This window comes from Marinobacter sp. C7 (assembly GCF_022343555.1).
GTDB lineage: Bacteria > Pseudomonadota > Gammaproteobacteria > Pseudomonadales > Oleiphilaceae > Marinobacter.
Map to the genome: position 1 here is coordinate 354,351 of NZ_JAKQZH010000001.1, position 26,059 is coordinate 380,409.

The 26,059-nt window shown below is 60.1% G+C and carries 25 protein-coding genes and 1 other RNA gene; 18 read left to right on the forward strand and 8 right to left on the reverse strand.

The window, feature by feature from the left end; translation table 11 throughout:
• The first annotated feature begins 2 nt into the window (after positions 1-2).
• The 11 genes from MD273_RS01600 to MD273_RS01650 all read left to right on the forward strand — a co-directional run bounded on the left by MD273_RS01600 (position 3) and on the right by MD273_RS01650 (position 12,872).
• The gene (locus MD273_RS01600) at positions 3-1,781 is read left to right on the forward strand and encodes a tetratricopeptide repeat protein (RefSeq protein WP_239036026.1); all 1,779 of its coding nucleotides are present in this window, start codon (positions 3-5) and stop codon (positions 1,779-1,781) included.
• Positions 1,768-4,617 (forward strand): tetratricopeptide repeat protein, encoded by a 2,850-nt coding sequence (locus MD273_RS01605; protein ID WP_239036027.1) that lies wholly within the window; start codon positions 1,768-1,770, stop codon positions 4,615-4,617. Before MD273_RS01600 ends, MD273_RS01605 begins: the two co-directional genes overlap by 14 nt.
• Positions 4,598-5,461: a tetratricopeptide repeat protein gene (locus tag MD273_RS01610; RefSeq protein WP_239036028.1), complete on the forward strand. Its 864-nt coding sequence runs from the start codon at positions 4,598-4,600 to the stop codon at positions 5,459-5,461. The genes MD273_RS01605 and MD273_RS01610 overlap by 20 nt, the downstream gene beginning before the upstream one ends.
• A gap of 9 nt (positions 5,462-5,470) precedes the next feature.
• Positions 5,471-5,791 (forward strand): hypothetical protein, encoded by a 321-nt coding sequence (locus MD273_RS01615; RefSeq protein ID WP_239036029.1) that lies wholly within the window; start codon positions 5,471-5,473, stop codon positions 5,789-5,791.
• A 41-nt stretch (positions 5,792-5,832) separates the two neighbouring features.
• A complete protein-coding gene (locus tag MD273_RS01620; protein WP_239036030.1) occupies positions 5,833-6,498 on the forward strand; it encodes a MotA/TolQ/ExbB proton channel family protein in 666 nt (221 codons plus the stop codon).
• Between the two features lie 19 nt (positions 6,499-6,517).
• Positions 6,518-7,048 carry an ExbD/TolR family protein gene (locus MD273_RS01625; RefSeq protein ID WP_239036031.1) on the forward strand — a complete coding sequence of 177 codons (531 nt, stop codon included), beginning with the start codon at positions 6,518-6,520 and terminating at the stop codon, positions 7,046-7,048.
• Entirely contained in the window at positions 7,045-7,548 is a 504-nt protein-coding gene (locus tag MD273_RS01630; protein WP_239036032.1) for an ExbD/TolR family protein, read from the forward strand. The genes MD273_RS01625 and MD273_RS01630 overlap by 4 nt, the downstream gene beginning before the upstream one ends.
• 13 nt (positions 7,549-7,561) lie before the next feature.
• Positions 7,562-8,506: an AgmX/PglI C-terminal domain-containing protein gene (locus MD273_RS01635; protein WP_239036033.1), complete on the forward strand. Its 945-nt coding sequence runs from the start codon at positions 7,562-7,564 to the stop codon at positions 8,504-8,506.
• Positions 8,507-8,572: 66 nt separating this feature from the next.
• Positions 8,573-11,488 carry a hypothetical protein gene (locus MD273_RS01640; RefSeq protein ID WP_239036034.1) on the forward strand — a complete coding sequence of 972 codons (2,916 nt, stop codon included), beginning with the start codon at positions 8,573-8,575 and terminating at the stop codon, positions 11,486-11,488.
• A 19-nt stretch (positions 11,489-11,507) separates the two neighbouring features.
• Entirely contained in the window at positions 11,508-12,185 is a 678-nt protein-coding gene (locus tag MD273_RS01645; RefSeq protein WP_239036035.1) for a hypothetical protein, read from the forward strand.
• A gap of 162 nt (positions 12,186-12,347) precedes the next feature.
• Positions 12,348-12,872: a hypothetical protein gene (locus MD273_RS01650; protein ID WP_239036036.1), complete on the forward strand. Its 525-nt coding sequence runs from the start codon at positions 12,348-12,350 to the stop codon at positions 12,870-12,872.
• A gap of 31 nt (positions 12,873-12,903) precedes the next feature.
• Here the strand turns inward: MD273_RS01650 and MD273_RS01655 are convergent, their stop codons facing one another.
• The 6 genes from MD273_RS01655 to MD273_RS01680 form a co-directional block, all read right to left on the reverse strand.
• Positions 12,904-13,500, reverse strand: a complete 597-nt coding sequence (locus MD273_RS01655) for an exopolysaccharide biosynthesis protein (RefSeq protein WP_239036037.1) — start codon at positions 13,498-13,500, stop codon at positions 12,904-12,906.
• Positions 13,501-13,521: 21 nt separating this feature from the next.
• Entirely contained in the window at positions 13,522-14,181 is a 660-nt protein-coding gene (locus MD273_RS01660; RefSeq protein ID WP_239036038.1) for an SDR family NAD(P)-dependent oxidoreductase, read from the reverse strand.
• A gap of 164 nt (positions 14,182-14,345) precedes the next feature.
• Positions 14,346-14,711, reverse strand: a transfer-messenger RNA (tmRNA) gene (gene ssrA, locus MD273_RS01665).
• Positions 14,712-14,784: 73 nt separating this feature from the next.
• Positions 14,785-16,203: a WS/DGAT/MGAT family O-acyltransferase gene (locus MD273_RS01670; RefSeq protein ID WP_239036039.1), complete on the reverse strand. Its 1,419-nt coding sequence runs from the start codon at positions 16,201-16,203 to the stop codon at positions 14,785-14,787.
• Between the two features lie 61 nt (positions 16,204-16,264).
• Positions 16,265-16,744: an SsrA-binding protein SmpB gene (smpB, locus tag MD273_RS01675; RefSeq protein ID WP_239036040.1), complete on the reverse strand. Its 480-nt coding sequence runs from the start codon at positions 16,742-16,744 to the stop codon at positions 16,265-16,267.
• Positions 16,741-16,923 (reverse strand): hypothetical protein, encoded by a 183-nt coding sequence (locus tag MD273_RS01680; protein ID WP_239036041.1) that lies wholly within the window; start codon positions 16,921-16,923, stop codon positions 16,741-16,743. Before MD273_RS01680 ends, smpB begins: the two co-directional genes overlap by 4 nt.
• Here MD273_RS01680 and MD273_RS01685 point away from each other — a divergent pair.
• From MD273_RS01685 to MD273_RS01695, 3 genes are read left to right on the forward strand one after another with little or no spacing between them, the layout of a single operon-like run.
• On the forward strand, positions 16,922-18,541 hold the full coding sequence (locus MD273_RS01685) for a sodium-dependent transporter (RefSeq protein ID WP_239036042.1): 1,620 nt from the start codon (positions 16,922-16,924) through the stop codon (positions 18,539-18,541). The genes MD273_RS01680 and MD273_RS01685 overlap by 2 nt on opposite strands.
• Positions 18,542-18,571: 30 nt before the next feature.
• Entirely contained in the window at positions 18,572-19,015 is a 444-nt protein-coding gene (locus tag MD273_RS01690; RefSeq protein ID WP_239036043.1) for a type II toxin-antitoxin system RatA family toxin, read from the forward strand.
• Positions 19,015-19,296 carry an RnfH family protein gene (locus MD273_RS01695; protein ID WP_239036044.1) on the forward strand — a complete coding sequence of 94 codons (282 nt, stop codon included), beginning with the start codon at positions 19,015-19,017 and terminating at the stop codon, positions 19,294-19,296. Before MD273_RS01690 ends, MD273_RS01695 begins: the two co-directional genes overlap by 1 nt.
• A gap of 7 nt (positions 19,297-19,303) precedes the next feature.
• On the opposite strand, the gene MD273_RS01700 is transcribed toward MD273_RS01695, so the two are convergent.
• The gene (locus MD273_RS01700; RefSeq protein WP_239036045.1) at positions 19,304-19,630 is read right to left on the reverse strand and encodes an outer membrane protein assembly factor BamE; all 327 of its coding nucleotides are present in this window, start codon (positions 19,628-19,630) and stop codon (positions 19,304-19,306) included.
• A 122-nt stretch (positions 19,631-19,752) separates the two neighbouring features.
• Here MD273_RS01700 and fur point away from each other — a divergent pair, with 122 nt between their 5' ends.
• On the forward strand, positions 19,753-20,175 hold the full coding sequence (gene fur, locus MD273_RS01705; protein WP_239036046.1) for a ferric iron uptake transcriptional regulator: 423 nt from the start codon (positions 19,753-19,755) through the stop codon (positions 20,173-20,175).
• Positions 20,176-20,263: 88 nt separating this feature from the next.
• On the opposite strand, the gene recN is transcribed toward fur, so the two are convergent.
• Positions 20,264-21,943, reverse strand: coding sequence for a DNA repair protein RecN (gene recN / locus MD273_RS01710; RefSeq protein WP_239036047.1), 1,680 nt, complete (start codon positions 21,941-21,943; stop codon positions 20,264-20,266).
• A gap of 278 nt (positions 21,944-22,221) precedes the next feature.
• Here recN and grpE point away from each other — a divergent pair, with 278 nt between their 5' ends.
• The 3 genes from grpE (at position 22,222) to dnaJ (ending at position 26,049) form a co-directional block, all read left to right on the forward strand.
• Positions 22,222-22,800 (forward strand): nucleotide exchange factor GrpE, encoded by a 579-nt coding sequence (grpE, locus tag MD273_RS01715; protein WP_239036048.1) that lies wholly within the window; start codon positions 22,222-22,224, stop codon positions 22,798-22,800.
• 117 nt (positions 22,801-22,917) lie between these two features.
• The gene (dnaK, locus tag MD273_RS01720) at positions 22,918-24,843 is read left to right on the forward strand and encodes a molecular chaperone DnaK (RefSeq protein ID WP_239036049.1); all 1,926 of its coding nucleotides are present in this window, start codon (positions 22,918-22,920) and stop codon (positions 24,841-24,843) included.
• 78 nt (positions 24,844-24,921) lie between these two features.
• Positions 24,922-26,049, forward strand: coding sequence for a molecular chaperone DnaJ (gene dnaJ / locus MD273_RS01725; protein WP_239036050.1), 1,128 nt, complete (start codon positions 24,922-24,924; stop codon positions 26,047-26,049).
• The last annotated feature ends 10 nt before the right edge of the window (positions 26,050-26,059 follow it).

The following is a 26,059-nucleotide window of genomic DNA, read 5'->3' on the forward strand; positions in this document are numbered from 1 at the left end:
CCATGAGTCTCCGGTCCGTAATTCAGCAGGCAAGGTCCCTCCGGGCGGTAGCGGCGTTGATGTTCGCGTTACCTGCTGCCGCCACGGTATCGGCTTCCGGGACAGAAGCCCGGGACCTCAAATACGGGGCAGTTCTGTTCCAGTACTACCAGCAGAATTATTTCGAAACCCTGGTCGAGTACGCCTGGGCCGAGGAGCACGGCGGCATTGCCAACCACGGTACCTATCCGGAACTGCTCAAGGGTGGCGTCAGCCTGTCCTATGGTCTGGACGATCAGGCCGAAGCTATCTTCGATCGCCTTGCCGAAAGTAATCTCAGCGAGCCGGTACGCAACCGCGCCCGTTTTTACCTCGGCAAGATGCAATACCTGCGTGGGGAGGCCGACACCGCCGCCCGCAACCTGAACCAGATCCGTGGTGAGCTGCCAGATAGTGTCGACGCCGAGTACCGCTACCTCGCGGCACTGGTCAATGTGAAGCTGGGGCACCTGGATGCCGGCAAGGCCGTGGCTGATACCATCAACGAGGACAGCCCTTACGCACCCTATTTCTACTTCAACCTCGCCATTGCTCTGGAAGGGCAGGGCCGCACCGGCGACGCAATCGAGGCCCTGAACCTGGTCCTCGAGCTTAACGACGGTTCCGCCGAGTTGCAGCGGCTGGCGGACCGGGCCCGTATGGCTCTGGCCCATGTCTATGCCAGCCATGATGATAACCTGAATGCCGGGCTGCAGCTGGCCAGCATCAACACGACAGGTGCCTATTCCAATCGCGGCCTGTTGGGCGCCAGCTGGATGGCCATCAATGCGGGCGAATTCCGACGCGCGTTGGCCCCGCTCGACGTGCTGACCTCACGCTCCCGGGCTCTGCCCGAGGTGCAGGAAGCCATTCTGCTTCGGCCCCATGTGTACGAGCGTATGGGGTTGGAGGGGCGCGCCGCCAAGGACTTTATCGCCGCAGATCTGCAGTTCCGGACCACCCTCAGGAAGCTCCGGACAGCCCGGGAGGCCCTCAAGAACGCAGATGTCCTGGAACTGTTCGTCCGTAATCTCGACGACGTGCTGGACGAGAGCGACTGGTTCGGCAGGGCGCCGGCCGTAGCGGTCAACCGCCTGTCGCCGTTCCTCGTGGAGCTGATGTCGGATCACAGTTTCCAGTCAGTGCTGAAGGACCTTCGGGATCTGTATGCCATTCGCAATAACCTCGAACGCTGGAAGGAACGCCGGTCAGACTTTGACACCATCATGGCAGCCCGGGCCGGCAGCGCTGATGGCCCCAGTCACGGCGACCGTGTGCGTCTGATTTCCCGCTCCCTGGCCGATACCAGGGAACGACGCCAGGCTCTGAATGCCCGCCTCGCCGGGCTGCCCGAGGACAAGCGCGAGTCCATCGAGTGGTTGCTGGAGGACCTTACCTTCGAAATCACCCGGGCCGAAAGCGCGTTGGCCGCTCTCCAGGGCAGCAGGGCGCTCTCGGACAACAGCTATTTCGAGGAGTCGGTCGTTCGGATGATGGCCGAGGTCGACGCCCGTCTGATCCAGACCGAAAGCCTGATCGCCCGACTGGAAGACGTCATGCTGGCTCTGGTTACCACCGAACTGGACATCCATGAGCAGCGACTCAAGCAGTACCAGGTGGAGGCCCAGCTGGCGAAGGTGCGAATTCTGGACCGGTCCCTGCAGACGTTGAATCCGGACGAGGAGGTGCCCGCCAGTCCGGGTTCCGAGCAGGCGCAAAGCCAACCGTCTCCAGAGGAGGGAACCGGCGATGAAACGATCTAGTCTGCTCATGCTGGCAGTCATGGTCAGCGGCTGTGGCAGTTTTCAGAATCCCTCCACCATTGCCAGCCTCCAGAAGGAACAGCGGCCTCTTGAGGATGTGCCGCTGCCCAGGGTGATGCATGAGGACGTTCGCCGGGAGTACCGCGAACTGCTGGAAACCATCGAGGATCGGCGGCTGTACGAACAGATCGAGCGCCGAATTGCCAGCGTGTACATGCTGGAGGGGGATTATGACCAGCTGCGCGGCGTGATGCCGGGGGACGACGGCTATTTCCCGGAAGCGATCACCGCCTATCACCAGCTGCTGAACAAGTACCCGGACTCCGAGCGCAATGCCGAAGCCATGTACCAGCTGGCCAAGGCCTATGACCTGGACGGTCGCGACCAGGAAGCCAAGGCGGTGCTGGAGGAGTTCATCGCGACGCATCCGCATTCGAAACGCCTGGCCGAGGTGTATTTCCGTAAAGGTGACATCCACTTCCGCCACGAGGAGTATGAGCAGGCGGAACAGGCCTACCGTTCGGTCGTGGCGATCGGCAACGAATCCGCGTTCCTGAACAACTCCTGGTATCTGCTCGGCTGGTCCCAGTACAAGCTGTCCGACTACGACCAGAGCCTGATGTCCTTCTCCCGGGTCCTGGACCGCCTGGTGCCCGAAGACGGCAAGATCGAGAAGCTGGACAAGGTTAACCGTTCCCTGGTGGACGACACCCTGCGCATCATGAGCGTGGGGCTGGCCTATGCCGGCGGTTCCTCGAAAATCGACGCGATGTTTGCCAACCGGCCAGAGGCCAGGAAGTACACCTGGATTCTCTATTCCAGCCTCGGCCAGCATTACCTGGAGAAGGAGCGGTATGAGGATTCGGCGTCCTCATTCCGGGCCTTCGTGGTGCAGAACCCGGATTCCGAGCGGGCACCGGAGATGCACGCCGAGATGATCCGTGCCTATGTCGATGGCGAGTTTTCCCAGCAGGTGCTGCCGGAGAAAGAGAATTACGTTCGCAACTACGGCATTCATTCCGATTTCTGGAAGACCAAGCCGGCGGATGTCAAAGCCAAGGTCATTCCCAACCTGAAAACCTTCATCGACGAGCTGGCACGGCACTACCATGCCACCGGCCAGCGTCTGACCCGGGAACTGGCGGATGGAGCGGTCAAGGCGTCGGCCGTGGCCGCTACCGAAGCATCCCGTCAGACCAGCTTCCTCAAGGCCGCCCAGTTCTATGGCGAGTTTGAACAGACCTTCCCGAACGACCCGAAAGTCCCGGAAATGGTCTACATGCGGGCCGAAGCCGCTTTCGACGGTGGCGATTACCCGACGGCTATCACCCACTACGAGCGGACCGCCTACGAGTTCGGCAATTCCGAGTTCGGTGCCGATGCCGGCTACGCTGCCATCATTGCCTACCAGAAGGAGGCTGAGCGCCTGATGGCCCAATCGGGCAATGACAGCGAGCGGCTGCGTGCCTGGCGCAGCAAAGGTGTCGAAAGCCAGCTGCGGTTCGTGCAGACCTTCCGGGATGACGAACGCTCCGGTTCGGTCCTGGCCAAGACGTCGGAAGAACTGTTTGCGCTGGGCCGGTATGAAAAAGCCCTGGAAGTGGCCACCAGCATTGTCAGCCGGGCCGGCGAGGTGGATCGCGAGCTGAATCGAACCGCCTGGGGCGTGATTGCCCACAGTCAGTACGAACTGGCTGACTATGCCGCGGCCGAAGAGGGCTATCGCAATCAGTTGCGCTATATCGATCTGGATGATCCCGAGTTCAAGGCGGTTACCGAGCGTATGGCGGTCACCATCTACAAGCAGGGTGAGCAGGAAATTGCCGCCTCCAACCTGGAGGGCGCAGTCGAGCACTTCCTGCGCATCAAGACGGTGGCGCCGAAGACTGACGTCCGTGTGGTGGCCCAGTTTGATGCCGCCACCCACCTGCTGACCCTGACCGAGTGGGAGCCGGCACTGACCGAGATGCTCGAACTGCGCCGCCTGTTCCCGAACCACAAGCTGGCCAAAGACCTGGATCAGAAAATCGCCTGGACGTACGAGCAGGACGAACAGTGGCTGATGGCAGCCAGGGAATATGAGGACATCTACCGCACCGATGGCAGGGCCGACGTGCGCCGCGATGCCCTGTTCCTGGCGGCGGAGCTGTATGAGAAAGCCGGCAACGAGGACCAGGCGCTGGAGTATTTCAAGAAGTGGGCCTTCGACTACGAGGAACCTTTCGATACCCGAATGGAAGCCCGCTATCACGTCGCGTACCTGTATGAGCGTCGGGACGACTACCACCGCCACCTCTACTGGCTGCGCCGGGTGATCGATGGCCACAACAAGGCACCTGAGAACTGGCAGTCGGACCGCTCCGCCTGGCTGGCGGCCTGGGCCAACAACAAGTACGGCGACTACTGGCGCATCGAGTTTGATCGGGTACGCCTGAAACACCCGCTCAACAAGAGCATCCCGCGCAAGAACGAGAAACTGAAGAACGCCCTGGACCGGTATCAGCAGGCGGCCGATTACGGCGTGCTCGACCAGACCACCCGGGCCACTTTCAACATTGCCGACCTCTACGGCCAGTTTGCCCGGGAACTGATGGACGCTCCGCGGCCCAGCGGCCTGAGCCAGTTGGAGGCCATGCAGTATGAGCTGGTGCTGGAAGAGCAGGCCATTCCGTTCGAGGACCTGGCGATAGAGGTGCATCAGGCCAACATCGAGCGCTCCTGGAGCGGCACATTCAATCCCTGGATCGAGCGCAGCTTTGAGGCGATGGCCAAGCTGATTCCCGCCCGGTTCGATAAACAGGAAGTAAAGGTGGCCTATGGCGATGGTATCCGTTAAGGCATCCACCCCGGCAACGTTGCTGGTGCTGGCCATGCTCTCCGGTTGCGCCGGGGTTCTGCAGGTCAAGCAGTCAGAACCAGAGCCGAAGGTGGTTGAGCCCGAGCCCAGTCAGACCGAAACGAAGACCAATGTGGCCGAGGGCAGCGGTGGCGCGTTCCTCCCAAAACAGGAGTACGACGCCGAAGGGAAGAAAATTCCCTATGTTCCCGCACCCAATCCGTACACCGAGCAGTCTGCGCCCGTTCCGCCGGCGGCGAGGTCAGCCTTTGCCGACGCTCTGGCGCTGATGAAGGACGGAGAGCTGCGCCTGGCCCGTAAGGGATTCTGGGCCATGACCAAGGCGTTTCCGGAGCTGTCCGGCCCCTGGGTGAAGCTGGCCGAGCTCTCCGAACAGCGGGAGAAACCCGAACAGGCCAGGGAGTACTACCGCAAGGCGCTGGAGGTGAACCCGGCCAACGTCAATGCCTACCTGAAGCAGGCGGTATTCGAGCGGCGACAGGGCGAGTTTGACAAGGCCCGCGATGCGTACCTTGCCGCCCTGGAAACCTGGAACGACTTCCCCGAGGCGCACCTGAACCTGGCGATCCTCTACGACCTCTACATGAACCGGCCGGAGGAGGCCCAGCCCCATTACGAGGCCTACGACTTCCTGACGGGCGGGTCGGATCCAAAAGTGGCCGATTGGCTGATCGAGATCCGCCGCCGGACCGGCATTGAAACGAGCTTCATTGATAACCCTCCCCCGGAGCCGGAGGTGCCTGCTGAGCAGGCCGCCGAGGGCGAGGCGGTATCTGCGGACGCTACCACCGGGGGCTCCCCGGAAACCGAAGAGCAAGGCTAGGAGAGTGCCATGGGAATCCTGAATCCGGGAGCCGGCTGGCTCGTTGCGGCGGCTCTGTGTGTCGGCTGTGTGGCGATGGCTCCGGCCAGCGCCCAGGAGTCCATCGATCTTGAGAGTACCTTCGTCGGCGACAAGGAGCAGCCGTCGGTGAGTTACTTCATTCCCTGGAAACCACCTGAGGGGCCGGAAAACCTGTATCGCTCGATCACGTCCGTGTCTGGCCGGGTATTTGAAGTGGTGGATCGGGACGTCCATGCCCGCACCATGCGCTTCTATGACGAACTTTCCCTGGAGGCCCCGGCGGGGTCCCCGGGGCAAAGCACTAACTGAAAATCTGCAACCGAACGAAAAGAAAAGTCTGGAGATCTGCCATGAACGTTTACGCAAGCATTGTTTCATTCTTCCAGGAAGGCGGCGCCTTCATGTTCCCGATCGCGCTGGTCCTGATTATTGGCCTGGCCATTGCCGTTGAGCGCTGGTTGTTCCTCAAGCGCGCCTACCAGTCCAACCGCGCAGCTTACAGCGAGCTGCTGCCGCTGATGAATGAAAGCAAATTCGATCAGGCCGAGCAGGCAGCCCAGTCTGGCAACTCCGCAATTTCCCGCCTGATCTCGGTAGGGCTGGACACCATGCGCGCTTCCCCGCGCCGGGATGATATCCACGCCGCCATGCAGGAAGGTGTGATGGAGAGCATTCCTCGCCTGTCCAAGCGCACCAACTATCTGTCCATCCTCGCCAACGTCTCCACGCTGTTGGGACTGCTGGGTACCATCATCGGTCTGATCGCCGCCTTTACCGCCGTTGCCAACGCCGATCCGGCGGACAAGGCGACGCTGCTGTCCCAGTCCATCTCGGTGGCCATGAACACCACCGCTTTTGGTCTGATCGCCGCGATCCCGCTGCTGCTGATCCACTCCCTGCTCCAGAACAAGACCCTGGAGATCGTCGAAAGCATTGAAATGGCCGGTGTGAAGGCCCTGAACACCATCGTTCGCAGCAACCGTGAATCTGTTAATACGCGTGCCTCCGACGCCTGATCACAGCGGGTAATTCGTTATGTTTTCAAAACGTAGAGAACAGGAAGAGGCGGATATCGACATCACGGCGTTCATGAATCTCATGATCGTCCTGGTGCCGGTACTGCTGATGAGTATGGTGTTCAACCATATCTCGATTCTGGAGCTCAACCTGCCTGACCTGACCGGAGCCCAGACCGCCAGTGCGGAAGAGAACCGGCAGCTGGAAGTGGTGGTAAGGCAGTCCGGCATCGAGGTGTATTACCCCAGCGGTAACCTGGTCAAGAGCATCGACAAGCTTGAACCGGAAGACGAGGGCGGGGAAGCACGCCACGATTTCCGTACCCTCTCCGAGGTTTTGCAGGAGATCAAGCGCCGGCTGGCGGCGAAGAACATCGCCAAGAACGACGCCCTGCTGCTGTCCGAGCCCGGTGTAACCTACCAGTCGCTGGTGTCGACCATGGATACCCTGCGGGTCGCCAAGACTGTGGTCGTGACCGATGCGGTTGATGTCGAGTTGTTCCCGGAGATCTCCCTCGGCGATGCACCGGAGAAGGGGGGTAAGTCATGAATGGCAAGTTTACCTCTTTCGGTCTCCAGGGCAGCGCCAAAACCTTCATGAAGCCGGCCAAACTCAACCTGGTCTCGCTCATGGACATCTTTACCATCCTGGTCTTCTTCCTGCTCCTGAACTCCGGAGCCAACCAGCTGATCAAGGTGAACGACGTCTCCCTGCCGGACTCCACCGCAGAAGAACGTCCGAAGGAAACCACTGTGGTGACGATAACCGAAGACGACATCCTGGTGGATGGTCGCCCGGTAGCCACCCTTGATGAGGTGATCGCCTCGGACGGCCTGATTGATGGCCTGATGGATGAGTTGACGTTCCAGGCCAGCAAGCGCACGGAACTGACCGAGCGGGAGAAGAGCCTGGGGCGTGCAGTGACCATCCTTGGTGACCACGAAATCCCCTACGCGCTGCTCAAACGGGTCATGCTGACGTGCGCGAAGGTGGACTATCGGGACCTCTCCATGGCCGTTTCACGGGTATCCGGCAGCAGCGGCGCCTGACAGGAGGGATTCGATGACAGCAATGACAGCAACACCCCATGACTTTTCATTGCCCTGGGACGCCAGTGGCGACGAAGACAGCCGCTTCAAACGCATTCTCAAGCGTTTACTGCTGCTGCTTCTGTTGCTGGCGGTGATCTTCCCCTGGCTGCCCCTGCCGGAAATCGACCGGGAGGAGAAGGAGCGTGTACCCCCGACTCTTGCCAAGGTGCTGATCGAGCAGCGCAAGGTGGCACCGCCACCTCCGCCACCCGAGCCAGTGAAACAGGAAGAGAAGACCGACCCGGTCGAGAAGAAGGCGACACCGGAGCCGGCTCCTGCAAAGGAGGTGAAAAAGGCCCGGGAAAAGGTTTCAAAGATGGGCGTCGCGGCCTTCTCCAAGGAACTGTCGTCCCTGCGTAGTTCGCTGGATGTCGCCAAGCTCCAGGCTCAGAACACCAACGTGAAAACCGGTGCTGCCGCCAAGGCTGCCCGGTCGGTGCTGGGGGCCACCTCGGCCACCAAGACCAGCGGCGGTGTAAACAGCTCCGTGATGAACGATACCGGTTCTGGCACCCAGCTGGCGGGTAAAGGCTCTACCGCGGTGGAAAGCCCCATCGGCAGCGGTTCCGGTGGCGGTGGCAGCGGCGCCAGTGGCAACGGTGGCTCCCGCAGTTCGACGGTGACCGGTGGCCGGGACATGGAATCTATCCGGCGGGTCTTCGAGCAGCACAAAGGTGCCATCTACGCGCTCTACAACCGGGCACTGCGCAGCGATCCCGGCCTGCAGGGCAAGTTTGTCTTCCACATCGTGATCGAACCGGACGGCAGTATCTCCAGCATCAAGCTGGTGGACAGCCAGTTGGGGGACCAGCGCCTGGAGCTGAAACTGCTGGCGCGAATCCAGATGATCTCGTTCGGGCCGGAAGACGTGGCGGCGACCCCCGTCAATTACAAGTTTGATTTCATGCCTGGTTGATGAAGGCGCCGGGCCCGGCTACCGCCGGGTACCGGTGCAACGGATGTTCAGGTGGAGAGAGATATCATGATCGGATTAAGCAGCGGATTGCGCCTCCTGGCCCTGGCCAGCCTCGGACTGGTCGGGTTGACCGGATGTTTTGAGGGACAGATCAGCGAAGGGCAGGAGGAAATTCTTTCCGACCGGCCATTCGCTTATGTGGTCCGGGACTATCCTGAGATGGGTGACACCGCCTCGGTCAATGCCCGGCCGCCGCTGGATCCCCGTGCACCCTACGCGTTCAAGCCCGGGGCCCAGCTGATGGTTCGGGACCGGATCGCCCTCAGCTCGGACGAACGCCACGTGTTGGCCGGGTATTTCGGCGGAGACTATGATGTCAAGGACTTGGACATCTCGCCGGACGGCGAGCGCATGGTCTTTGCTGCCCATGGTCCTGCGGACAGTCCGGACAACTTCACCTGGAACATTTTCGAGTACAGCTTCGCCACCGGTAAGGTGCGGCGCATCTTCGAGGACGATCTGGTCGCCAATGCCGGTGAGGACACCAACCCCACCTACACCAACGAAGGCCGGATCATCTTCTCCTCCAGTCGCCAGCATTCCCGGGGCGACTGGCAGAAGCTGGATCTGCGGGAATATCTGGAAGATTTCGATGAGCCCGCCTCGCTGCTGCACTCGGTAAAACCGGACGGCAGCGAGCTGGTGCAGATCACCTTTGGCCAGTTCCATGACATCGAGCCCAGCACCATGAACGACGGGCACGTCGTCTTTATCCGGTTCGGACGCATCTACGAAACCCTGACCGACTGTACCCTGGAGAATATTGACGATCCCAACTTCAACCAGCACCCCCACGGCGGCGGGTATGGCCAGGGCAATGGCGGCGGGTTCCCTTCGGGCCTGGAGGATCCGAAGGAATGGACTGTGGAAGACAAATGCAGCGCGTCGCTGGCCGGTGAGGTCGAGGGCGAGCGTATCTTCGTGGAAGACGTGCTCAGCATGTACCGCATCACCCCGGCCGGCGGCAACGTGCACCGCTACTTTGGCAGTCTGAGCGAAGAATTCTCCGACGCGTCCTTCATCCATTACATGGACCCGATTCCTCTGGACGACGGCAACCTGCTCACCACCATGCGCCACATCTACAACCCGATCTACGGCGGCGATGTGGTGAAAATCAACAGCAAGAATTTCTTTGCCGTGGGCAAGCCCGTGGACGAGAGCGTGATTGGGGAAGCCGAGGAGTCCATGACCCCCGGGCTGGTGAATTTCTACCCCAACCAGGTGTCCCCGAATGGCTGGTACAGCGCCGTGGCACCCTACAACGATGGCTCTGCCCGACTGCTGGCCAGCTGGGCCCAGTGCCTGACCACCGATGGCACCACCAGCACTCCGTGTGAGGGCAGCGCGACGACCGGGGATCTCGGCGAGCCACGATACGGTATCTGGATGGTGGACCCCACCGAAAACACCCGGTTGCCGGTGGTTCAGGGTCACGAGCGTGCGCTCTACACCGATATCGTGATCGCGGATTACAACGAGCTGGCCCAGCCCTACACCGGTGAGCGTCACGACCTGCAGCTGGAGGACAATACTGCCCTGTTCGAGATCCGCAGCATCTACGATATGGACGGCACGGACATGGCGGAACTCTACGACGGTGGTATCGAGACCCGTCGGGATCCGAGCCTTACCCGCCCGGATGACCGGTCCGAGCGTTTCATCCGGGTTGTTGGCGTACGCCAGATTCCGCCGGAGCTGGAGCAGGCGATTCTGACCAACGAAATCCTGAACCCGCCCGATGGTCCCCAACCGCCACTGGGACTGACCCCGCTGGTGGGTTCCGGTAACCGGATCCTCTACGATGTGTTGTCCTACGCTATGGTCGAGCCCGACGGCTCCGCCATGGTCAAGGTGCCGGCGGACACCAACTTCAGCTTCGAGGTGGTCAACAAGTACGGCAAGCGGGTCGACCTGATTGCCAGGCCGGACTACAACTACAACTACCTCGTGCAGCACCCTCAGCCGCTCTTGCTGGAAGAGGGCGAGAAACTGAAGTGTTACGGCTGTCACGACCCGGAAGTGGACATCCCGCATGCCCGTACCGATGTTGAACTGGCCTCGGCCAATCCGGGGGCTCCGGGCGACGGCATGCCGTTCCCCAACGCCAATCCGAAGATCCGGGCGGTGCAATGGAAAGACACCATGGCCCAGGCACTGGTCGATTCGCTTCAGGGCCTGCAGGCGACCTGGGCGGACACCATGCAATTCGAGGATTTCTGGACCAATCCGCCCGATCCCTCACTCGCATTCGAAGTGCGGTATAGCGGATTGACCACACCGCGACCGGTTACTGATCCCAGTTGCCTGATCAACTGGACTGCGGGTTGCAAGGCCACCATCAACTATCAGGAGCACATTCAGCCGATCTGGAATGAATGCCGGGTGGACCCGAACCAGAACGTGGTCACCTCCTGCCAGAACTGCCATCGGGCTGCGGAGAGCAAGTCCTGTCCGGATGGGGTCGGCGGCGGTGGTGCCAGTACCGACCTGCTACTTGGTAACGGCAATGCCTCCTGGGACGGCCGTCAGCTGGAATCCTATGTCGAACTGTTCGAGCCGGACTACTACATTCGTGAGACCGCCACCGGAGACTGGGTCGAAGTCGATGAATCCAACCTCGCTGCCGAGTGCCCGGATGGTGTCCAGGGCGATATGACGGTCCTGCCGGATCCGGGAGTGTGCTTTGCCCGTCGCCTGATGAGCGGCCGTGGCGCCATCGCCAGCGCCCGTTTCTTCAGTCTGTTTGATAACGACCCGGATGACGACGAGTACCAGGTGGAGACTGCGGAAACGGCCGCGATCAGACAGAGCCACATGGGCATGCTCACCGAAGCTGAGCTTCGCCTCATTGCAGAATGGCTCGATACCGGCGCCCACATCTACAACGACCCGGACAAATTCGAATTTCCGACACAATAAAATAATAAGGAGACGTAACGTGACCATGGCTGTGACCCAGGAGGATGTAATTGAACTGGATCGATGGAGCGTGCCAGACCTTGAAATGGAACGGGACGGCTGGAGTGTCCCGCCCCGGGACAGCTGGCGGATTGACCGCCGGTTGCGCCAGACACGGGTATCCGCCAAAACCAGCACACTGTTTACGCGGTTCAGCAGCCATTACCTGCTGATTCAGACCAACCGGCGCAAGAAAGACCTGCCGGAGCAGGTGATTGACCTGACCTTCGTTCAGGAAGAACCCAGGGAGATCCGGGATTACCGACTGGGGCTCTGGCTCGCCGGCGCCATCTGCATGACCGTTCCGGCGGCCCTGTACTCGGTATTTCCGGCACCGCTGCCCTGGCTCATCGCGCCGCTGATCCTGGCCGTTGTTTTCATGTCGGTTGCCGTGCGCACCACCCGGCATGTGTTCGAGTTCCGGGCTCTGAACAGTGATGTTGTGTTATTTACCATCGACGCCCGGACGCCGAGCCGGGAACGTGTGGATCTGTTCCTGAACGAGCTCCGTGAGGGCGTGCTGCGCGGCCAGCGTCAGCTGCCCGAAGGTAAACGGCGAATTCCCTTGGCTGTTGCGGAAATGCGTCGGCTGGCGGAGTCAGGAATGATCGGCAAAGACGATTATGAGCAGATCAAGCGCAACTGGTTTGCCATGTGAGCGAACCCGTCTGACCACAGCTTCAATCCGGCCTTTACCGATAATTTACCAAGCCACACCGAACCCGAAGGCGGGCTTGGCCGTGAGGATCGTGCAGTTCGAGCCCGGAGGGTGCCTTTGGGTTAGGATTGCCCGTCACGGAACTAACGAGGATCTGTATTCATGTTATCCAGGAAGACCCTGACTGCGTTCGCCCTGGCCGTCGGTGTTGCCGCGCCAACCGCAGGCTTCGGCCAGCAGGAAAGTACCAGCGAGCGCCTCGTGGACGACATCGTCCGGGACATCATCTACCGCACCTCGGAGGCCGCCCGGGAGGAAGTCCGTCGTCAGACCGGCATTGATCCCCTGGAGCGGGGTTACAGCTACCGGGGCGACTACCCTGATGAGCACCATTCCCGGCACGATATTCGTGACGAGACCCGCCGGGAGCTACGCCAGCTTGATGACGAATACGACCGCAAGATGGTCAAACTCGAAGATGAGCTGCATCGCGAACTGAACAAGGCCGAACGGGAGTTTCGACGGGAGGCCGCGAAAGAAGAAAAACCCGAGAAAATCCGGGAAAAACGGGAAAAGCTCCGGGAAAAAGTCGACAAGGCGCACGACAAATTTGGACGTAAAGTGCGCAAAGAAAATCGCCGGTTCGACGAGGAGCGAGAGAAGATCCTGTCCAAACGTTACGAATGATCGGGTGTCAGGTAGGGTAGGGGCCTCGTCCTTACCCCATCAACCCTGAGACCAGAAACCAGAAAGTGCCAAGGGTGACCGTTGTCGCGAACAGGGCCAGCAACCCGTCCCGGGCGATCATCGCCAGACCGAATGCCATCAGGGCCAGCCCACCACCGTTGGCACTGAAGGGCACTACCTCCATTGCAGGCATCGCCAGCGCCACCGACATACACACCAGAGCCATGAGATACTGTCCCGGCCCGCGGGTGAGCCAGACGAGGCGAGGCCGGGTGTACCGATCGATATACCGCGCGGGTTTCTCGACCCAGTCCAGCCCCTTGGCCAGTTTGGCCTGTTCCATCCGCCGGCTGGCGAGGGTCGCAGGCAGCCAGACGGCGTGCCTGAGGAACAGCAGCTGACCAAGCGTCAGCAACACCAGCAGCCCGAGCAGGGTAGGCACACCCGGGATGTCGCCAATCAGTGGTGCAACCACGATCAGGCCGGCCACCAGCGTTACCGGGCCAAAGGAGCGTTCGCCAACCGCATCGAGAATATCGGCAACCGAGACTTCTGCCTGGCCATCGGTGCGAGTGCGCAGGCGGTCCAGCAATTGCTGAAGGTTTTCCGGATCGTCCGGCTGGTTCATAGACGTGATGTTTCCCGATACTCAGAATTCGCAATCCCGGCCCTGCCAGTCCCTGAAGCAACCGGTATCAGACAAAGTCAGCCCGTCAATCTGATGGCGTAAGCCTGGTACCGCGTCCTCAAGCGTCAGCTCCGCGGAATCCCCACCCATGTCTGTGGCGAGCCAGCCCGGATGATAGATGCCCACGGCAATGCCCTCGCTCTCAAGGCTCACAGCGAGGTTGCGCCCGAGATTAATGGCCGCGGCTTTGGAGGCACGATAGATGAACCGGTCACCACCGGGCGCATGCTGGGAGCCCATCTGGCTGGCGATGATCGCGATCTTTGGCACCGCACCGTAGTTTTTTTTACTCGCTATTAAATTGGCCAGCAACGCCCGAACCACCAGAAAGACACCGGTGACATTGACCGCGAAAGTCTGTGCCCAGTCATCAGCTGCATAACCGGTTTCCAGATCGTCGAACTTGTCCAGCGAAACGCCGGCGTTGCATACCAGTGTTGAGATTGATTTCCCCTCGAGCCGTTTGGCGAGTGCCTCGATACTGGCCGGATCGGTGACGTCCAGCGGCTCCATGCCGGGCGTGCTCCGGGCCGTAGAAATCACGGTTTCGCCGGCCTCGCACCATTGCTCGGCCAAGGCCTGGCCAATGCCCCGGTTGGCGCCTGTGATGAGTATTGTCATGACAAAGACCTTGTTGGTTTGGTCGTTACGAATGTGCCTGAGCCTAGGAATACCAGCTTGGTCAGGTTAGGGAAAGTGGTCGGGAGTAATCGTTGCGGATCAGGCCGTGCGCGGGCGCCGGAAACGAAAAAGCCCCCGAAATTCGGGGGCTTTTTGCGGTTGTTTGGTGGAGACGGCGGGAATTGAACCCGCGTCCGCCAGCACTCAGCCTTGAGGTCTACATGCTTAGTGTCCTTCTATTGATTTAACCTCAAGCGACCCGAAGGTCAGGGTGCAAGAGGCGAGCTCTTTAATCTTAGCCGCTATCCAGTGAGCTCTGGGTAGCGGAGCAGCCTATAAGCGATGACGTCCTGGGATGTTGCTACTGAGTTATAGGCGCCTCAGCCAGGACGACTGGAACGGCTTACGCCGCCAGTGCGTAGTTTTCGTCGTTTGCGACTATTTTAAAGCAGCTTTGGATTTACGAGATTCGCTGCCATCTCGACATGCACCCAAGGGTTCGTCACCGGCGTCGAAGCCAAGTCGTCCCCCTAGTGATTACAGTATATGTGTCCGGATTACCGGACTTCAAGGGTTATTTGGGTGATTTGTACCTACCCTGGTTCAGCTTGCCTGGCGCTTTACCGCCTGGGGCCGCCCGGCGAGGGCCGCGTGGCTCAGGGTCTTGAAGCTTTCCCGGAAGTAGTCCATCACGGCATGGGGATCGGCGTGGATCGCCTTGTCCACGGTGATGCCGAACTGCACCGTGCCGTCGTAACTGAAGATGCTCATGCCGATGCCAATGTTGCCACTCTGGGGGACCCAGAACATGGGTTGGACCAGTTTGCTGCCGGCCAGGTAAACGGCATTCTTCGGTCCGGGGACATTGGTCAGCACCGCGGAGGCCTTGTTGCTGAGCAGAGCCAGCGCCCGCCGTTCAAGTACGTCGGGGCCGCGACCAAACAGATCAAGGAGACTGTAAGTCACCTGGGCCTGGTAAGAGCGCTTGAGGCTGTTCATGTTCTCCTGGACCTGACGGAAGCACATCACAGGGTCGGCTATTTCAACCGGCAGGCTCACCAGCACGAGGCCGAACCGGTTGCCCAGGGTATCGATGGGCTGGTCGAGGGGCCGGAGATTAAAAGGCACGGCCACCCGGATACCGCACTCCGGTATTTCCTCCCCACAAGCATGGAAATGCCGGTTCAGCGCGCCGGTGGTGACACACAGCAGCACGTCATTAACGGTGCCACCCAGGGCCTTGGCGCACGCTTTGACCTCCGCCAGATCCAGGGGTTCCGCCCAGGCTACCTGCTTGCGCCCGGACAGTGAGGCCTTCAGGTTGGTTTTCGGCTCAAAGGGAGCGAACCCCAGCTTGGCCAGATCCATCGCAACGCCACCGGCGGCCGTCGCCAGCTTCAGGGGGTAGTTGGGTTCCTGACGGATCGATTGGAGCAGGAATCGGGCCTGCCCCGCAGCCAGTAGGGTGTTGTCGACGGCCCGATGCAATACCTGCCGGAGCAACGATGTGTCACCTGTACGCTGCTTGCGGAGGCGGCGAACCTTATTCAGCGTTGGCTCAGGGGTCTTGTCGGTCATCGACAACAGTACCCGGACCAGGGAGATTCCGTCGGCAATGCAGTGATGGATACGGATCAGCAGGGCGCAGCCGCCGTTGTAGTGGTCGATGTAATGCATCTGCCAGAGGGGGCGGCGGAAATCGAGGGCTGTGCTGTTCAGATCGCTGACCAGAGCCTCGAGCTCGGCCTTGCCGGCCGTGCCGGGCAGGGCAATACGATGCAGGTGGTTGTCGATATCAAACAGCGGATCGTCCTGCCAATATGCTTTGTCGCCACGTTCGACGATGCGCTGGCGGAAGCGGCGGAAACACAGGAAGCGTTCGTCCAGAATCCGTTTCAGACGATCGAGGGCGATGGGCTGCTCGAGCATCAGCACCCCCGAAATCATCATCGGGTTTTCTGGTGAGTCCATTCTCAGCCAGGCGTGGTCAACCGAAGACATTGGCGTCAGTTCAGATGACATAGGCCCTCCGTTTGCAGTCCCTCAGTTCATTCTGACAAGGTACTGCATTTTCTGGAGACGGTCACCGATTCACTTCACGGATTATTCGCTGTTTCTGGCGGTTCCAGTCGCGTTCTTTCTCGGTGGCTCGTTTGTCGAACTGCTTCTTGCCCTTGGCCAGCGCGATCTCGCACTTCACCTTGTTCTTTTTCCAGTACAGGGCGAGGGGAATGCATGTAAAGCCGGCCTGATTGACCTTGCCGATGATCTTGGCGATCTCTTTCTTGTGCAGCAACAGCTTGCGGGTGCGGGTCGGATCGGCAATCACGTGGGTCGAGGCGGTACTCAGGGGAGTGATGTGGGCACCGAGCAACCAGGCCTCGCCGTTCTTGAGCAGCACATACGCGTCCACCAGCTGGGCCTTGCCGGCACGCAGGGATTTGACCTCCCAGCCCAGCAGGGACAGGCCCGCCTCGAAGCGTTCTTCTATGTGATACTCGTGCTTCGCCTTCTTGTTCAGGGCGATAGTACTACTCGGCGTTCCGGGTTTCTTCTTGCTCATGAACCAATAATCCGGGGTCGGATAAATGAACGAATCGCCGGGCTTGCCCCGGCAAAACGCGCATTGTAGCCCAGGACTGCCAGACCGGTCACGAAAACGCCGTAATCGTGACCAAACAGACGTGCGACTTTGACGGCATCAGCTACAATGGCGACGCAGATACTTTCAGGGAAACGCATGTCGACGCCGTACCAGACAGCCAACGGGACGTTCACCCGCAAATCCACATTCTTCTGGGCCTCCGTGGGCGCAACGGTGGGGCTGGCCAATCTGTGGCAATTCCCCTACCTGGCCAGTCTGCATGGCGGTGGCCTGTTCGTGTTGATCTACCTTGCCTGTCTTCTCCTTGTCACTCTGCCGCTTATGGTGACCGAGGCTGCACTTGGGCGTTACTCCCGCCACGGCATCGTGCTGGCCGTCGATGGGCTGATTCGCAGCGCCCGATGCTCCCGGGGCTGGATGCTGGCTGGTCGTTTGAGTGTGGTGGCAGCCTTCGTGGTGCTGTCCTACACCGCCGTCTTCGGGTCGATAGCCCTGGCTTATGTGTTCTTCGGTGCTTTGGGGCGCTTGTCCTCGGGCAGTGAGGCAGAGGCTGCCTCGGTGCTCTACGAGCTGGTATCTGATCCCGGGCACTACCGGCAATTCATGGCCTGGCACGCGTTCTTCCTTTTACTGGTGCTCTGGGTATCGGTGCAAGGCGTGGCCCGGGGGGTAGAGAGAACCATGAGGGTGGTCGTCCCCGGAGCTCTGGTCCTGATGCTGGCGCTGTTCGGACTGGCGGCCTGGCAGGGCCGGATCGATGGTGCTTTTGCCCACATCCTCGAAATGCGCCCCGAGGACGTTTCCCTTGGCAGCGTCAAGGCTGCCTTGTTCCATGCCTTCTTTACCCTAGGGCTGGGCATGGGTGTGTGGACAGTGCTTGGCACCTACACCACGCCTGATACTCGCTTCAAACGATCGATCCTGGCAGTCGTGTTGATGGATACCCTGGTCGCCGTTCTGGCCGGTCTGATGATTTTTGCCCTTGCCAACGGCAGTACGGATTTTGACGGTGAGCGGGGCTTCAGCCTGTTGTTCGTGACCCTTCCGGTCTCCCTGGCCCAGTTTCCCGGAAGCCAGCTGATTCTCGCCTGTGCCTTCCTGCTGGTGGTGATGGTTGTCTGGACAACCTCGCTGGCCCTGATGGAGCCTGTCGTTGGTTGGCTTCGGGAGTGGACCGGGGCGCCAAGGGGCATCTCTGTCGTATTGGTCGGGTTGTTGGTCTGGCTGGCAGGACTGGTAACCCTGCTGTCGTTCAATCTGTGGGCGGACTACCGTCTGTATGGGGCGACCCTGTTCCGATGGCTGGAGTTGTTCACGGGGGGCTTGCTGATTCCCCTGGTGGCGATCCTCGTTGCCCTGTTTACCGGCTGGTGCCTGACGCGGCGGCTGGCACACCAGTTGATCGGCCGAGCGCCGGGCCTGTTTGCACGGGTCTGGTATTGGGATATGCGCGCGGTACTTCCGGTGGTGGTGGCGTACGTCGGTATCATGTACACCGCGTTCTCCCTGGACAGCCTGTGTGACAATGGCAGCGCTGCACTCTGGTGCGAGAGCCCCGCCGCCCTCGCGCTGGAGGTGGTGCCGGATGAGGCGCCGGGGGCGGACTCCGGAGCACCGGTCTCTGATGGGCAGGGTAGTAGTGCTCCCTCCGAGCAGGCGAAACCGGCGGATGGGGAGGAAGGCGCCGCCCCCGAACCGGTTGAACAGCCCGAAAATGCCCCCAAAGAGGACGAGATCCTTTATCATAGCGTTTGATTCAGGCCGTCTTTTTTGACTGAGGAGCCCATGGCCCATCAGATTGATAAAACCGCACTTGTCATGCACTCCGCCGAGCGCATGTTCCATCTAGTCAACGATATCGCCCGCTATCCCGAGTTTCTGCCCTGGTGTGCCGGAGCCGAGGTCCACGACCAGGGCGAGGAGCAGGTGACCGCCTCCCTGGAAATCGCAAAAGGCGGGATCCGCCATCGTTTGACTACCCGTAACCAGCTGTTGATGCCTGAGGCCATCGAGATGAACCTGGTGGACGGTCCGTTCCAGAACCTCACTGGCCGCTGGCATTTCAAGGCTCTGGACGACAACGCCTGCAAGGTCATCCTGACCCTGGAATTCGAGTTCTCCGGGTCACTGTCCCGGATGACCTTCGGGCCGGTATTCAGTCAGGCTGCCAACACCATGGTGGACGCGTTCTGTCGCCGTGCAGACGAATTGTATCGGGGAGGAAGTTGATGATTCGGGTAGAGGTCGCTTACGCCCGTCCTGACAAACAGGAAATCGTGCCCGTCAGGGTGCCCGAGGGTACGACTGCGCTTGAAGCCGCGAAGCTGTCCGGGATTGCGGATATTTTTCCCGAAGTGGATCCGGATTCGATTGATATGGGCATCTTCGGGAAGGTCATCAAAGACCCGGCAGCGCACGAGTTGCGTGACGGTGATCGTGTGGAGCTGTACCGGCCGCTCAAGATCGACCCGAAACAGGCGCGCCTGAATCGGGCCAGGAAGAAGGCCTGAACCGCGCTCAGTAGGCGGGTGTTTCCTCAAGCAGCTTTGCTTCGTAATGTGAAAAGCTATCGCCGTCATAGTAGACAACAATCCGTTGCTCCTGGATGTCTCCGCCCCTTCTCTGGAAAGTATAGATGTAGTACTCCCGGGAAAGGTCCACCGGGTTGATGGTCAGTGGCGTGCCAAGCAGCGCATGGACCTGACTCCGGGGCATGCCGGCGTTCAGTGAGGTCAGCTCTTCATCGGTCACGATGTTGCCTTGCTGGACGTTGATCTTGTAGACGCCAGGGAAGACACAACCGGTCATAAAGAGAGTGAGAATGAGAGCTGTGAGCTTTTGCATCGCCGGGGGAAATCCTCTATCTTGAAATCGCCTGCCAGAAGCAGGTGTGACACGGGTTGACCGTAAAATGGCGGCTTCATCATACCGGAAGCCGTGAGGCACACCAAAGAGCGAATAGTAACATGTCATCTGAAAACGCCGAATTACGAAAAGTCGGTCTGAAGGTCACCCTGCCACGGGTCAAGATCTTCAATATTCTGGAGAACGCCCAAGAGCACCACCTCAGTGCCGAAGACGTTTATAAGAAGCTGCTGGAGCAGGGAGATGACGTGGGGCTGGCGACGGTGTACCGGGTGCTGACCCAGTTCGAGGCGGCGGGTCTGGTTCTTCGCCACAACTTCGAGGGCGGTCACGCGGTGTTCGAGATGGCGGGCGATGATCATCACGATCACATGGTTTGCACCCAGACGGGTGAGGTCATCGAGTTCGTGGACGAAGTGATCGAGGAGCGTCAGAAGAAGATCGCGGAAGAGCACGGCTATGAAATCGTGGATCACAGCCTGATTCTCTATGTGAAGCCGATGAAGGCCAAAGAAGGCGAATAAACCGGACAAACCCAGAAAAAAAGGGGCAGGTATCAGCCTGCCCCAAACAGCTCTCAGGATCGAGAGGGGTAGAGGTCCTTGGTCCGCCTCAGTGGTGGGTTGCCTGCCCTTTCGAAAACATCTCCCGGGCATGAGCAATGGTTTGCTCGGTCATGTCCACGCCGCCGAGCATTCTCGCCACTTCACTGATCCTTCCCTTGTCATCGAGTGCCTCGATTTTCGAGAAAGTGGCATCCTTTTCTGTAAATTTGCTGACAAACAGGTGCTGATGGCACTGCGCTGCCACCTGTGGCAAATGGGTCACACACAGTACCTGGCCGTTGCTGCCCAGGGTGCGCAAGAGCTTGCCCACCACTTCCGCGGTACCACCTCCGATGCCGACATCGACCTCGTCGAACACCAGTGTGGGTGTGGTGGAGGTCTGGGCGACCACCACCTGGATGGCCAGGCTGATCCGTGACAGTTCACCGCCGGAGGCCACCTTCGCGAGGGATCGGGCCGGCTGACCGGGGTTGGCGCTGACCAGAAACTCGATGTCCTCCATGCCGTGTGGGGCCGGTTGGTCATCGCTGTTCCGGTTAAGATGGGTGACAAATTGCACCGACGGCATGCTCAGCTGGGCCAGTTCCTCGGCGATACGCTGATCCAGCTCCACCGCAGCCTGCTGGCGTGCGTTGGTAAGTTTGCCGGCAAGCGCGTCAAAGCTGGCGCGTTGATTTTCCAGGTCGGCTTCCAGTTGTTCCAGGCTGCCTTCGCCACCCTCCAGTTCGGCCAGTTCGCCGCTCAAGCGGGCTTGTAGTTCCGGAAGCTCTTCAGGGGTAATGCGATGCTTGCGCGCCATCTGGTAGATCGCGCTCAGGCGTTCTTCTACCTCGGCGAGGCGGGCCGGGTCTGCCTCGTAATCCTCGACAAAACGGCGCAGGTTGTCGCCGGCCTCGGAAACCTGGATCTGGGCCTCGTTCAGCATCTGTACGGTATCGGCCAGTGCGGGCACCTCCACTGGCAGTTGCTCGAGTTGTTGCAGGGCCTGGCGGATCAGGTCCGAGGCGCTGGTCTCGTCTTCGGTGCACAGCAGGGCAGCCTGATGGCTGCTGTGCAGTACTGAATCCGCCTGGCTCAGCTGGGCCTGTTCCTGTTCCAGGGCTTCCTGTTCGCCGTCTTCCAGGGCGAGTCGATCCAACTCCTCCACCTGGTAGCGAAGAAGTTGCAGTCGTGCTTCGGCCTCGTCGGCATTCTGCTGTCGTTCGGTCAGGCGCTGGCGGGTCTGTTGCCAGGCCTTCCAGGCGGCCCGGGTATCGGCAGCCAGCGTTTCGACGCCGGCGAACTCGTCGAGCAATTTGCGGTGAGTCTCCCGGCGCAGCAGGGACTGATGCTGATGCTGGCTGTGGATGTCCATCAGCAGACCGCCCAGCTCCTTGAGGTGTGCCAGAGGGCAGGGCTGGCCGTTGATATAGGCACGGGAACGACCGTCCTTGCTGATGACACGGCGAAGGATGCAGTCGTCGTCATCGTCCAGTTCGTGCTGGCCGAGCCACTCGGCGGCTTCGGGAATGTTGCTGACATCAAAGGTGGCGGTGATGTCCGCCCGTTTGGCGCCATGGCGGACCGCTCCTGCATCTGCGCGCCCACCCATGGCAAGTCCGAGGGCATCGAGAACGATGGATTTGCCCGCACCGGTTTCTCCGGTCAGTGCCGTCATCCCCTTGTTGAACTGGAGTTCCACTCGTTCGGCAATGGCGTAATTGGAAACCGTAAGTTGTGTGAGCATGGATAACCTCCGCTCCCGATTCAGAATCCGTTGTTGAGTGCTTGTTGATGACCGTCTGCAGTACTGTTTTTACATACAGTGACTGTGAATATATACAGGGTTTTACCTGTTTGCAAACAGGCCGGCGGGAATTTCTTCGCGATTACGGCGCAAAATGGTTGAAACCCGGAGAGTGGGCCCCATATCCGTTCGCAAATACAGTTTTCCGGCTCGCTTCGGCCGGGAGCACATTTCAATCGGCCGTGTATCTGGCCGCTGGAGATCTAGCAGGAGAAGTCATGAGCACTGACGAGAACCGCAACGAACAGGCAGAGGAATTGAAGGAAGCGACCGAGGCGGCTGCCGAGGAAGCGCAGGCTGTAGGGGAAGAAGCTCAGGAAGGCGAAGAGGTTTCCGAGGTGGAAGCCCTCAACGCCCAGGTCCAGGAGCTCAAGGATCAGGTGCTGCGCACCCAGGCGGAAATGCAGAACGTGCGTCGCCGGTCGGAAATCGATGTCGAGAAGGCGCACAAATTCGCCCTCGAGAAGTTCGTGAAGGAACTGCTGCCCGTGGCGGATAGCCTGGAAAAAGCGGTGGAAAGCACCGAAGGCCAGGAAGAGGCCGGTGAACTGGTGGCCTCCATCCGTGAGGGCGTGGAAATGACTCTCGACCTGTTCATGAAAAGTCTGGCGAAGTTCAATGTCGAGCAGCTGAACCCGGTAGGTGAGCCGTTCGATCCGCAGCAGCATGAGGCTATGTCCATGGTGCCGGCGCCGGATGCAGAGCCCAACAGCGTGGTTAACGTCGTGCAGAAGGGTTACCTGCTCAACGGCCGCGTGGTGCGCCCGGCGATGGTCATCGTCGCCAAGGCCGATTAACGAAAAATTCGCCGGCAGGCTTGAAAAGCCGATTAAAGCGCCAATATAGCGAGTAAATAGCGAGAAGCCGGGGGCGACATACTCCGGGAAAGCATTCAGAAGAATTGGAGTGATTCGATGAGCAAGATTATTGGTATCGACCTGGGAACCACAAACTCCTGCGTGGCCATCATGGATGGCGACAAGGTAAAGGTAATCGAGAACGCCGAGGGTGATCGCACCACCCCGTCCATCATTGCCTACACCGAAGACGGCGAAACCCTGGTTGGTCAGTCTGCCAAGCGCCAGGCCGTTACCAACCCGGCGAACACGCTGTACGCCATCAAGCGTCTGATCGGTCGTCGTTTCGAGGACGACGTGGTCCAGAAAGACATCAAGATGGTGCCGTACACCATCACCAAGGCGGACAACGGTGACGCCTGGGTTGAGGTGAAGGGCAAGAAGATGGCACCGCCGCAGGTGTCCGCGGAAGTTCTGAAGAAGATGAAGAAGACCGCGGAAGAGTACCTGGGCGAGACCGTGACCGAGGCGGTGATCACTGTGCCGGCCTACTTCAACGATAGCCAGCGTCAGGCCACCAAGGATGCCGGCAAGATCGCCGGTCTGGAAGTGAAGCGGATCATCAACGAGCCGACCGCCGCAGCGCTGGCCTATGGCCTGGACAAGAAGAGCGGTGACCGCACCGTGGCCGTTTACGACCTGGGCGGTGGTACCTTCGACCTGTCCATCATCGAGATTGCCGACGTGGACGGCGAGCACCAGTTCGAAGTGCTGGCCACCAACGGTGATACCTTCCTGGGTGGTGAAGACTTCGACCTGAAAGTGATCGAGTACCTGGCCGACCAGTTCAAGAAAGACAGCGGCATCGACTTGCGTGGCGATTCCCTGGCAATGCAGCGTCTGAAGGAAGCGGCCGAGAAGGCCAAGATCGAGCTGTCCAGCAGCCAGCAGACCGACGTGAACCTGCCGTACATCACGGCGGATCAGAGTGGTCCGAAGCACATGAACGTCAAACTGACCCGTGCCAAGCTGGAATCCCTGGTCGAGGACCTGGTCCAGCGCAGCCTTGAGCCGTGTAAGGTCGCTCTGAAGGACTCTGGCATGAGTGCCAGCGAAGTGGATGAAGTCATCCTGGTAGGCGGTCAGACTCGTATGCCTTTGGTTCAGGAGAAGGTAAAAGAGTTCTTCGGCAAGGAGCCGCGCAAGGACGTGAACCCGGACGAAGCAGTGGCCATGGGTGCTGCCATTCAGGCCGCGGTACTGTCCGGTGATGTGAAAGACGTCCTGCTGCTCGACGTGACCCCGCTGACCCTCGGTATCGAAACCATGGGTGGCGTGGCCACTCCGCTGATCGAGAAGAACACCACGATTCCGACCAAGAAGTCGCAGACCTTCTCCACTGCGGAAGACAACCAGACTGCCGTGACCATCCACGTGGTTCAGGGTGAGCGCAAGCAGGCGTCCGGTAACAAGTCGCTGGGCCGTTTCGACCTGGCAGACATCCCGCCGGCGCCGCGCGGTGTGCCGCAGATCGAAGTGACCTTCGACATCGACGCCAACGGCATCCTGAACGTGTCCGCGAAGGACAAGGCAACAGGTAAAGAGCAGTCCATCGTGATCAAGGCCTCTTCCGGTCTGAACGAGGACGAGATCGAGAAGATGGTGCAGGACGCCGAGGCCAATGCCGAAGAGGATCGCAAGTTCGAGGAGCTGGTTCAGGTCCGAAACCAGGGCGACGCCATGGTTCACGCCGTGCGCAAGACCCTGAGTGAAGCCGGTGACAAGGTCAGTGACAGCGAGAAAGAGTCCATCGAAGCTTCCATCAAGGAGCTCGAAGAGGCGCTGGAAGGTTCCGATAAGGAAGACATCGAAGCCAAGACCCAGAAGCTGACCGAAGTCTCTTCCGAGCTGGCCCAGAAGATGTACGCGGATCAGGCCGAACAGGCGCAGCAGGCTGGCGGGCAGGAAGGTGCCCAGTCCCAGTCAGCTGATGACGCTGTGGACGCCGAGTTCGAAGAAGTCAAAGACGACGACAAGAAGTAAATCTGACGTACATCAGGTAGTTGGAAAACGCGGGGGTTACCCCGCGTTTTCCGCGTTATAAATACAGGGTTTTATAGCATGGCCAAGCGCGATTATTACGAAGTTCTCGGTGTATCCCGGGACGCGGACGAGAAGGACATCAAGCGGGCTTATCGTAAGCTCGCCATGAAATACCATCCGGACCGTAACCCGGACGATGCAGATGCCGAGAATAAATTCAAAGAGGCCAGCGAAGCCTACGACGTACTGGCGGATTCCAGCAAGCGTGCTGCCTATGATCAGTTCGGTCATGCCGGCGTAGACGGTCAGGCCGGTGGTGGCTTTGGAGGCGGTGGCGCCAGCTTCTCCGACATCTTCGGAGACGTGTTCGGCGACATTTTTGGCGGCGGCGGTGGTCGTGGCCGCAACACCCGCGGTGCCGACCTGCGCTACACCCTTGAGCTGGACCTCGAAGAAGCGGTCAAAGGGAAATCCGTCAACATCACCATTCCCGGCCACGAGGAGTGCGAAGCCTGCGATGGCAGTGGTGCCGAGAAAGGTTCCGGTGTCGAAACCTGCGGTACCTGTAAGGGTATGGGGCAGGTGCGCATGCAGCAGGGTTTCTTCGCCGTGCAGCAGGCCTGTCCGACCTGTCGGGGCTCCGGCCAGATCATCAAGAACCCGTGTAAGGTATGTCACGGCCAGGGCCGGGTGCGGAAAGAGAAAACCCTTTCCGTCAAAGTGCCGCCCGGTGTCGATACCGGTGACCGCATCCGTCTCTCCGGCGAGGGCGAAATGGGTGTCGACGGCGGGCCGCCCGGCGACCTGTACGTTCAGATTGCGGTGCGTGAGCACTCCATCTTCACCCGCGAGGGTCGTAACCTTTACTGCGAGGTGCCCATCAGCATCGTGGACGCCACCCTTGGCGGCGAGCTGGAGGTGCCCACCCTCGATGGCCGCGTGAAGCTCAAGATCCCGGCCGAGACTCAGACCGGCAAACTGTTCCGCCTGCGCAACAAGGGCGTGAGCCCGGTCCGTGGCGGCCCGGCCGGTGACCTGCTGTGCCGCGTGGTGGTGGAAACCCCGGTCAACCTCACCAAGCGCCAGAAAGAACTGCTCGAAGAATTCCAGCAAACACTGGACGGCAGTAACGGCACCCATCATGCTCCGAAGAAAACCTCCTGGTTCGAGGGTGTGAAGCACTTCTTCGACGAAATGAAATTCTGAGCGTGAGCCA

Bases quoted from the DNA above. Each gene is read 5' to 3' on its own strand.
- MD273_RS01660 (WP_239036038.1), bottom strand. From the start codon at position 14,181: ATGACAATACTCATCACAGGCGCCAACCGGGGCATTGGCCAGGCCTTG.
- MD273_RS01695 (WP_239036044.1), top strand. From the start codon at position 19,015: ATGATTCGGGTAGAGGTCGCTTACGCCCGTCCTGACAAACAGGAAATC.
- MD273_RS01680 (WP_239036041.1), bottom strand. From the start codon at position 16,923: ATGCGTTTCCCTGAAAGTATCTGCGTCGCCATTGTAGCTGATGCCGTC.
- MD273_RS01600 (WP_239036026.1), top strand. From the start codon at position 3: ATGAGTCTCCGGTCCGTAATTCAGCAGGCAAGGTCCCTCCGGGCGGTA.
- MD273_RS01690 (WP_239036043.1), top strand. From the start codon at position 18,572: ATGGCCCATCAGATTGATAAAACCGCACTTGTCATGCACTCCGCCGAG.
- MD273_RS01640 (WP_239036034.1), top strand. From the start codon at position 8,573: ATGATCGGATTAAGCAGCGGATTGCGCCTCCTGGCCCTGGCCAGCCTC.
- grpE (WP_239036048.1), top strand. From the start codon at position 22,222: ATGAGCACTGACGAGAACCGCAACGAACAGGCAGAGGAATTGAAGGAA.
- MD273_RS01650 (WP_239036036.1), top strand. From the start codon at position 12,348: ATGTTATCCAGGAAGACCCTGACTGCGTTCGCCCTGGCCGTCGGTGTT.
- recN (WP_239036047.1), bottom strand. From the start codon at position 21,943: ATGCTCACACAACTTACGGTTTCCAATTACGCCATTGCCGAACGAGTG.
- MD273_RS01620 (WP_239036030.1), top strand. From the start codon at position 5,833: ATGAACGTTTACGCAAGCATTGTTTCATTCTTCCAGGAAGGCGGCGCC.
- fur (WP_239036046.1), top strand. From the start codon at position 19,753: ATGTCATCTGAAAACGCCGAATTACGAAAAGTCGGTCTGAAGGTCACC.
- MD273_RS01655 (WP_239036037.1), bottom strand. From the start codon at position 13,500: ATGAACCAGCCGGACGATCCGGAAAACCTTCAGCAATTGCTGGACCGC.
- MD273_RS01685 (WP_239036042.1), top strand. From the start codon at position 16,922: ATGTCGACGCCGTACCAGACAGCCAACGGGACGTTCACCCGCAAATCC.
- MD273_RS01625 (WP_239036031.1), top strand. From the start codon at position 6,518: ATGTTTTCAAAACGTAGAGAACAGGAAGAGGCGGATATCGACATCACG.
- MD273_RS01605 (WP_239036027.1), top strand. From the start codon at position 1,768: ATGAAACGATCTAGTCTGCTCATGCTGGCAGTCATGGTCAGCGGCTGT.
- MD273_RS01615 (WP_239036029.1), top strand. From the start codon at position 5,471: ATGGGAATCCTGAATCCGGGAGCCGGCTGGCTCGTTGCGGCGGCTCTG.
- MD273_RS01610 (WP_239036028.1), top strand. From the start codon at position 4,598: ATGGCGATGGTATCCGTTAAGGCATCCACCCCGGCAACGTTGCTGGTG.
- smpB (WP_239036040.1), bottom strand. From the start codon at position 16,744: ATGAGCAAGAAGAAACCCGGAACGCCGAGTAGTACTATCGCCCTGAAC.
- MD273_RS01700 (WP_239036045.1), bottom strand. From the start codon at position 19,630: ATGCAAAAGCTCACAGCTCTCATTCTCACTCTCTTTATGACCGGTTGT.
- MD273_RS01670 (WP_239036039.1), bottom strand. From the start codon at position 16,203: ATGTCATCTGAACTGACGCCAATGTCTTCGGTTGACCACGCCTGGCTG.
- MD273_RS01635 (WP_239036033.1), top strand. From the start codon at position 7,562: ATGACAGCAATGACAGCAACACCCCATGACTTTTCATTGCCCTGGGAC.
- dnaJ (WP_239036050.1), top strand. From the start codon at position 24,922: ATGGCCAAGCGCGATTATTACGAAGTTCTCGGTGTATCCCGGGACGCG.
- MD273_RS01630 (WP_239036032.1), top strand. From the start codon at position 7,045: ATGAATGGCAAGTTTACCTCTTTCGGTCTCCAGGGCAGCGCCAAAACC.
- dnaK (WP_239036049.1), top strand. From the start codon at position 22,918: ATGAGCAAGATTATTGGTATCGACCTGGGAACCACAAACTCCTGCGTG.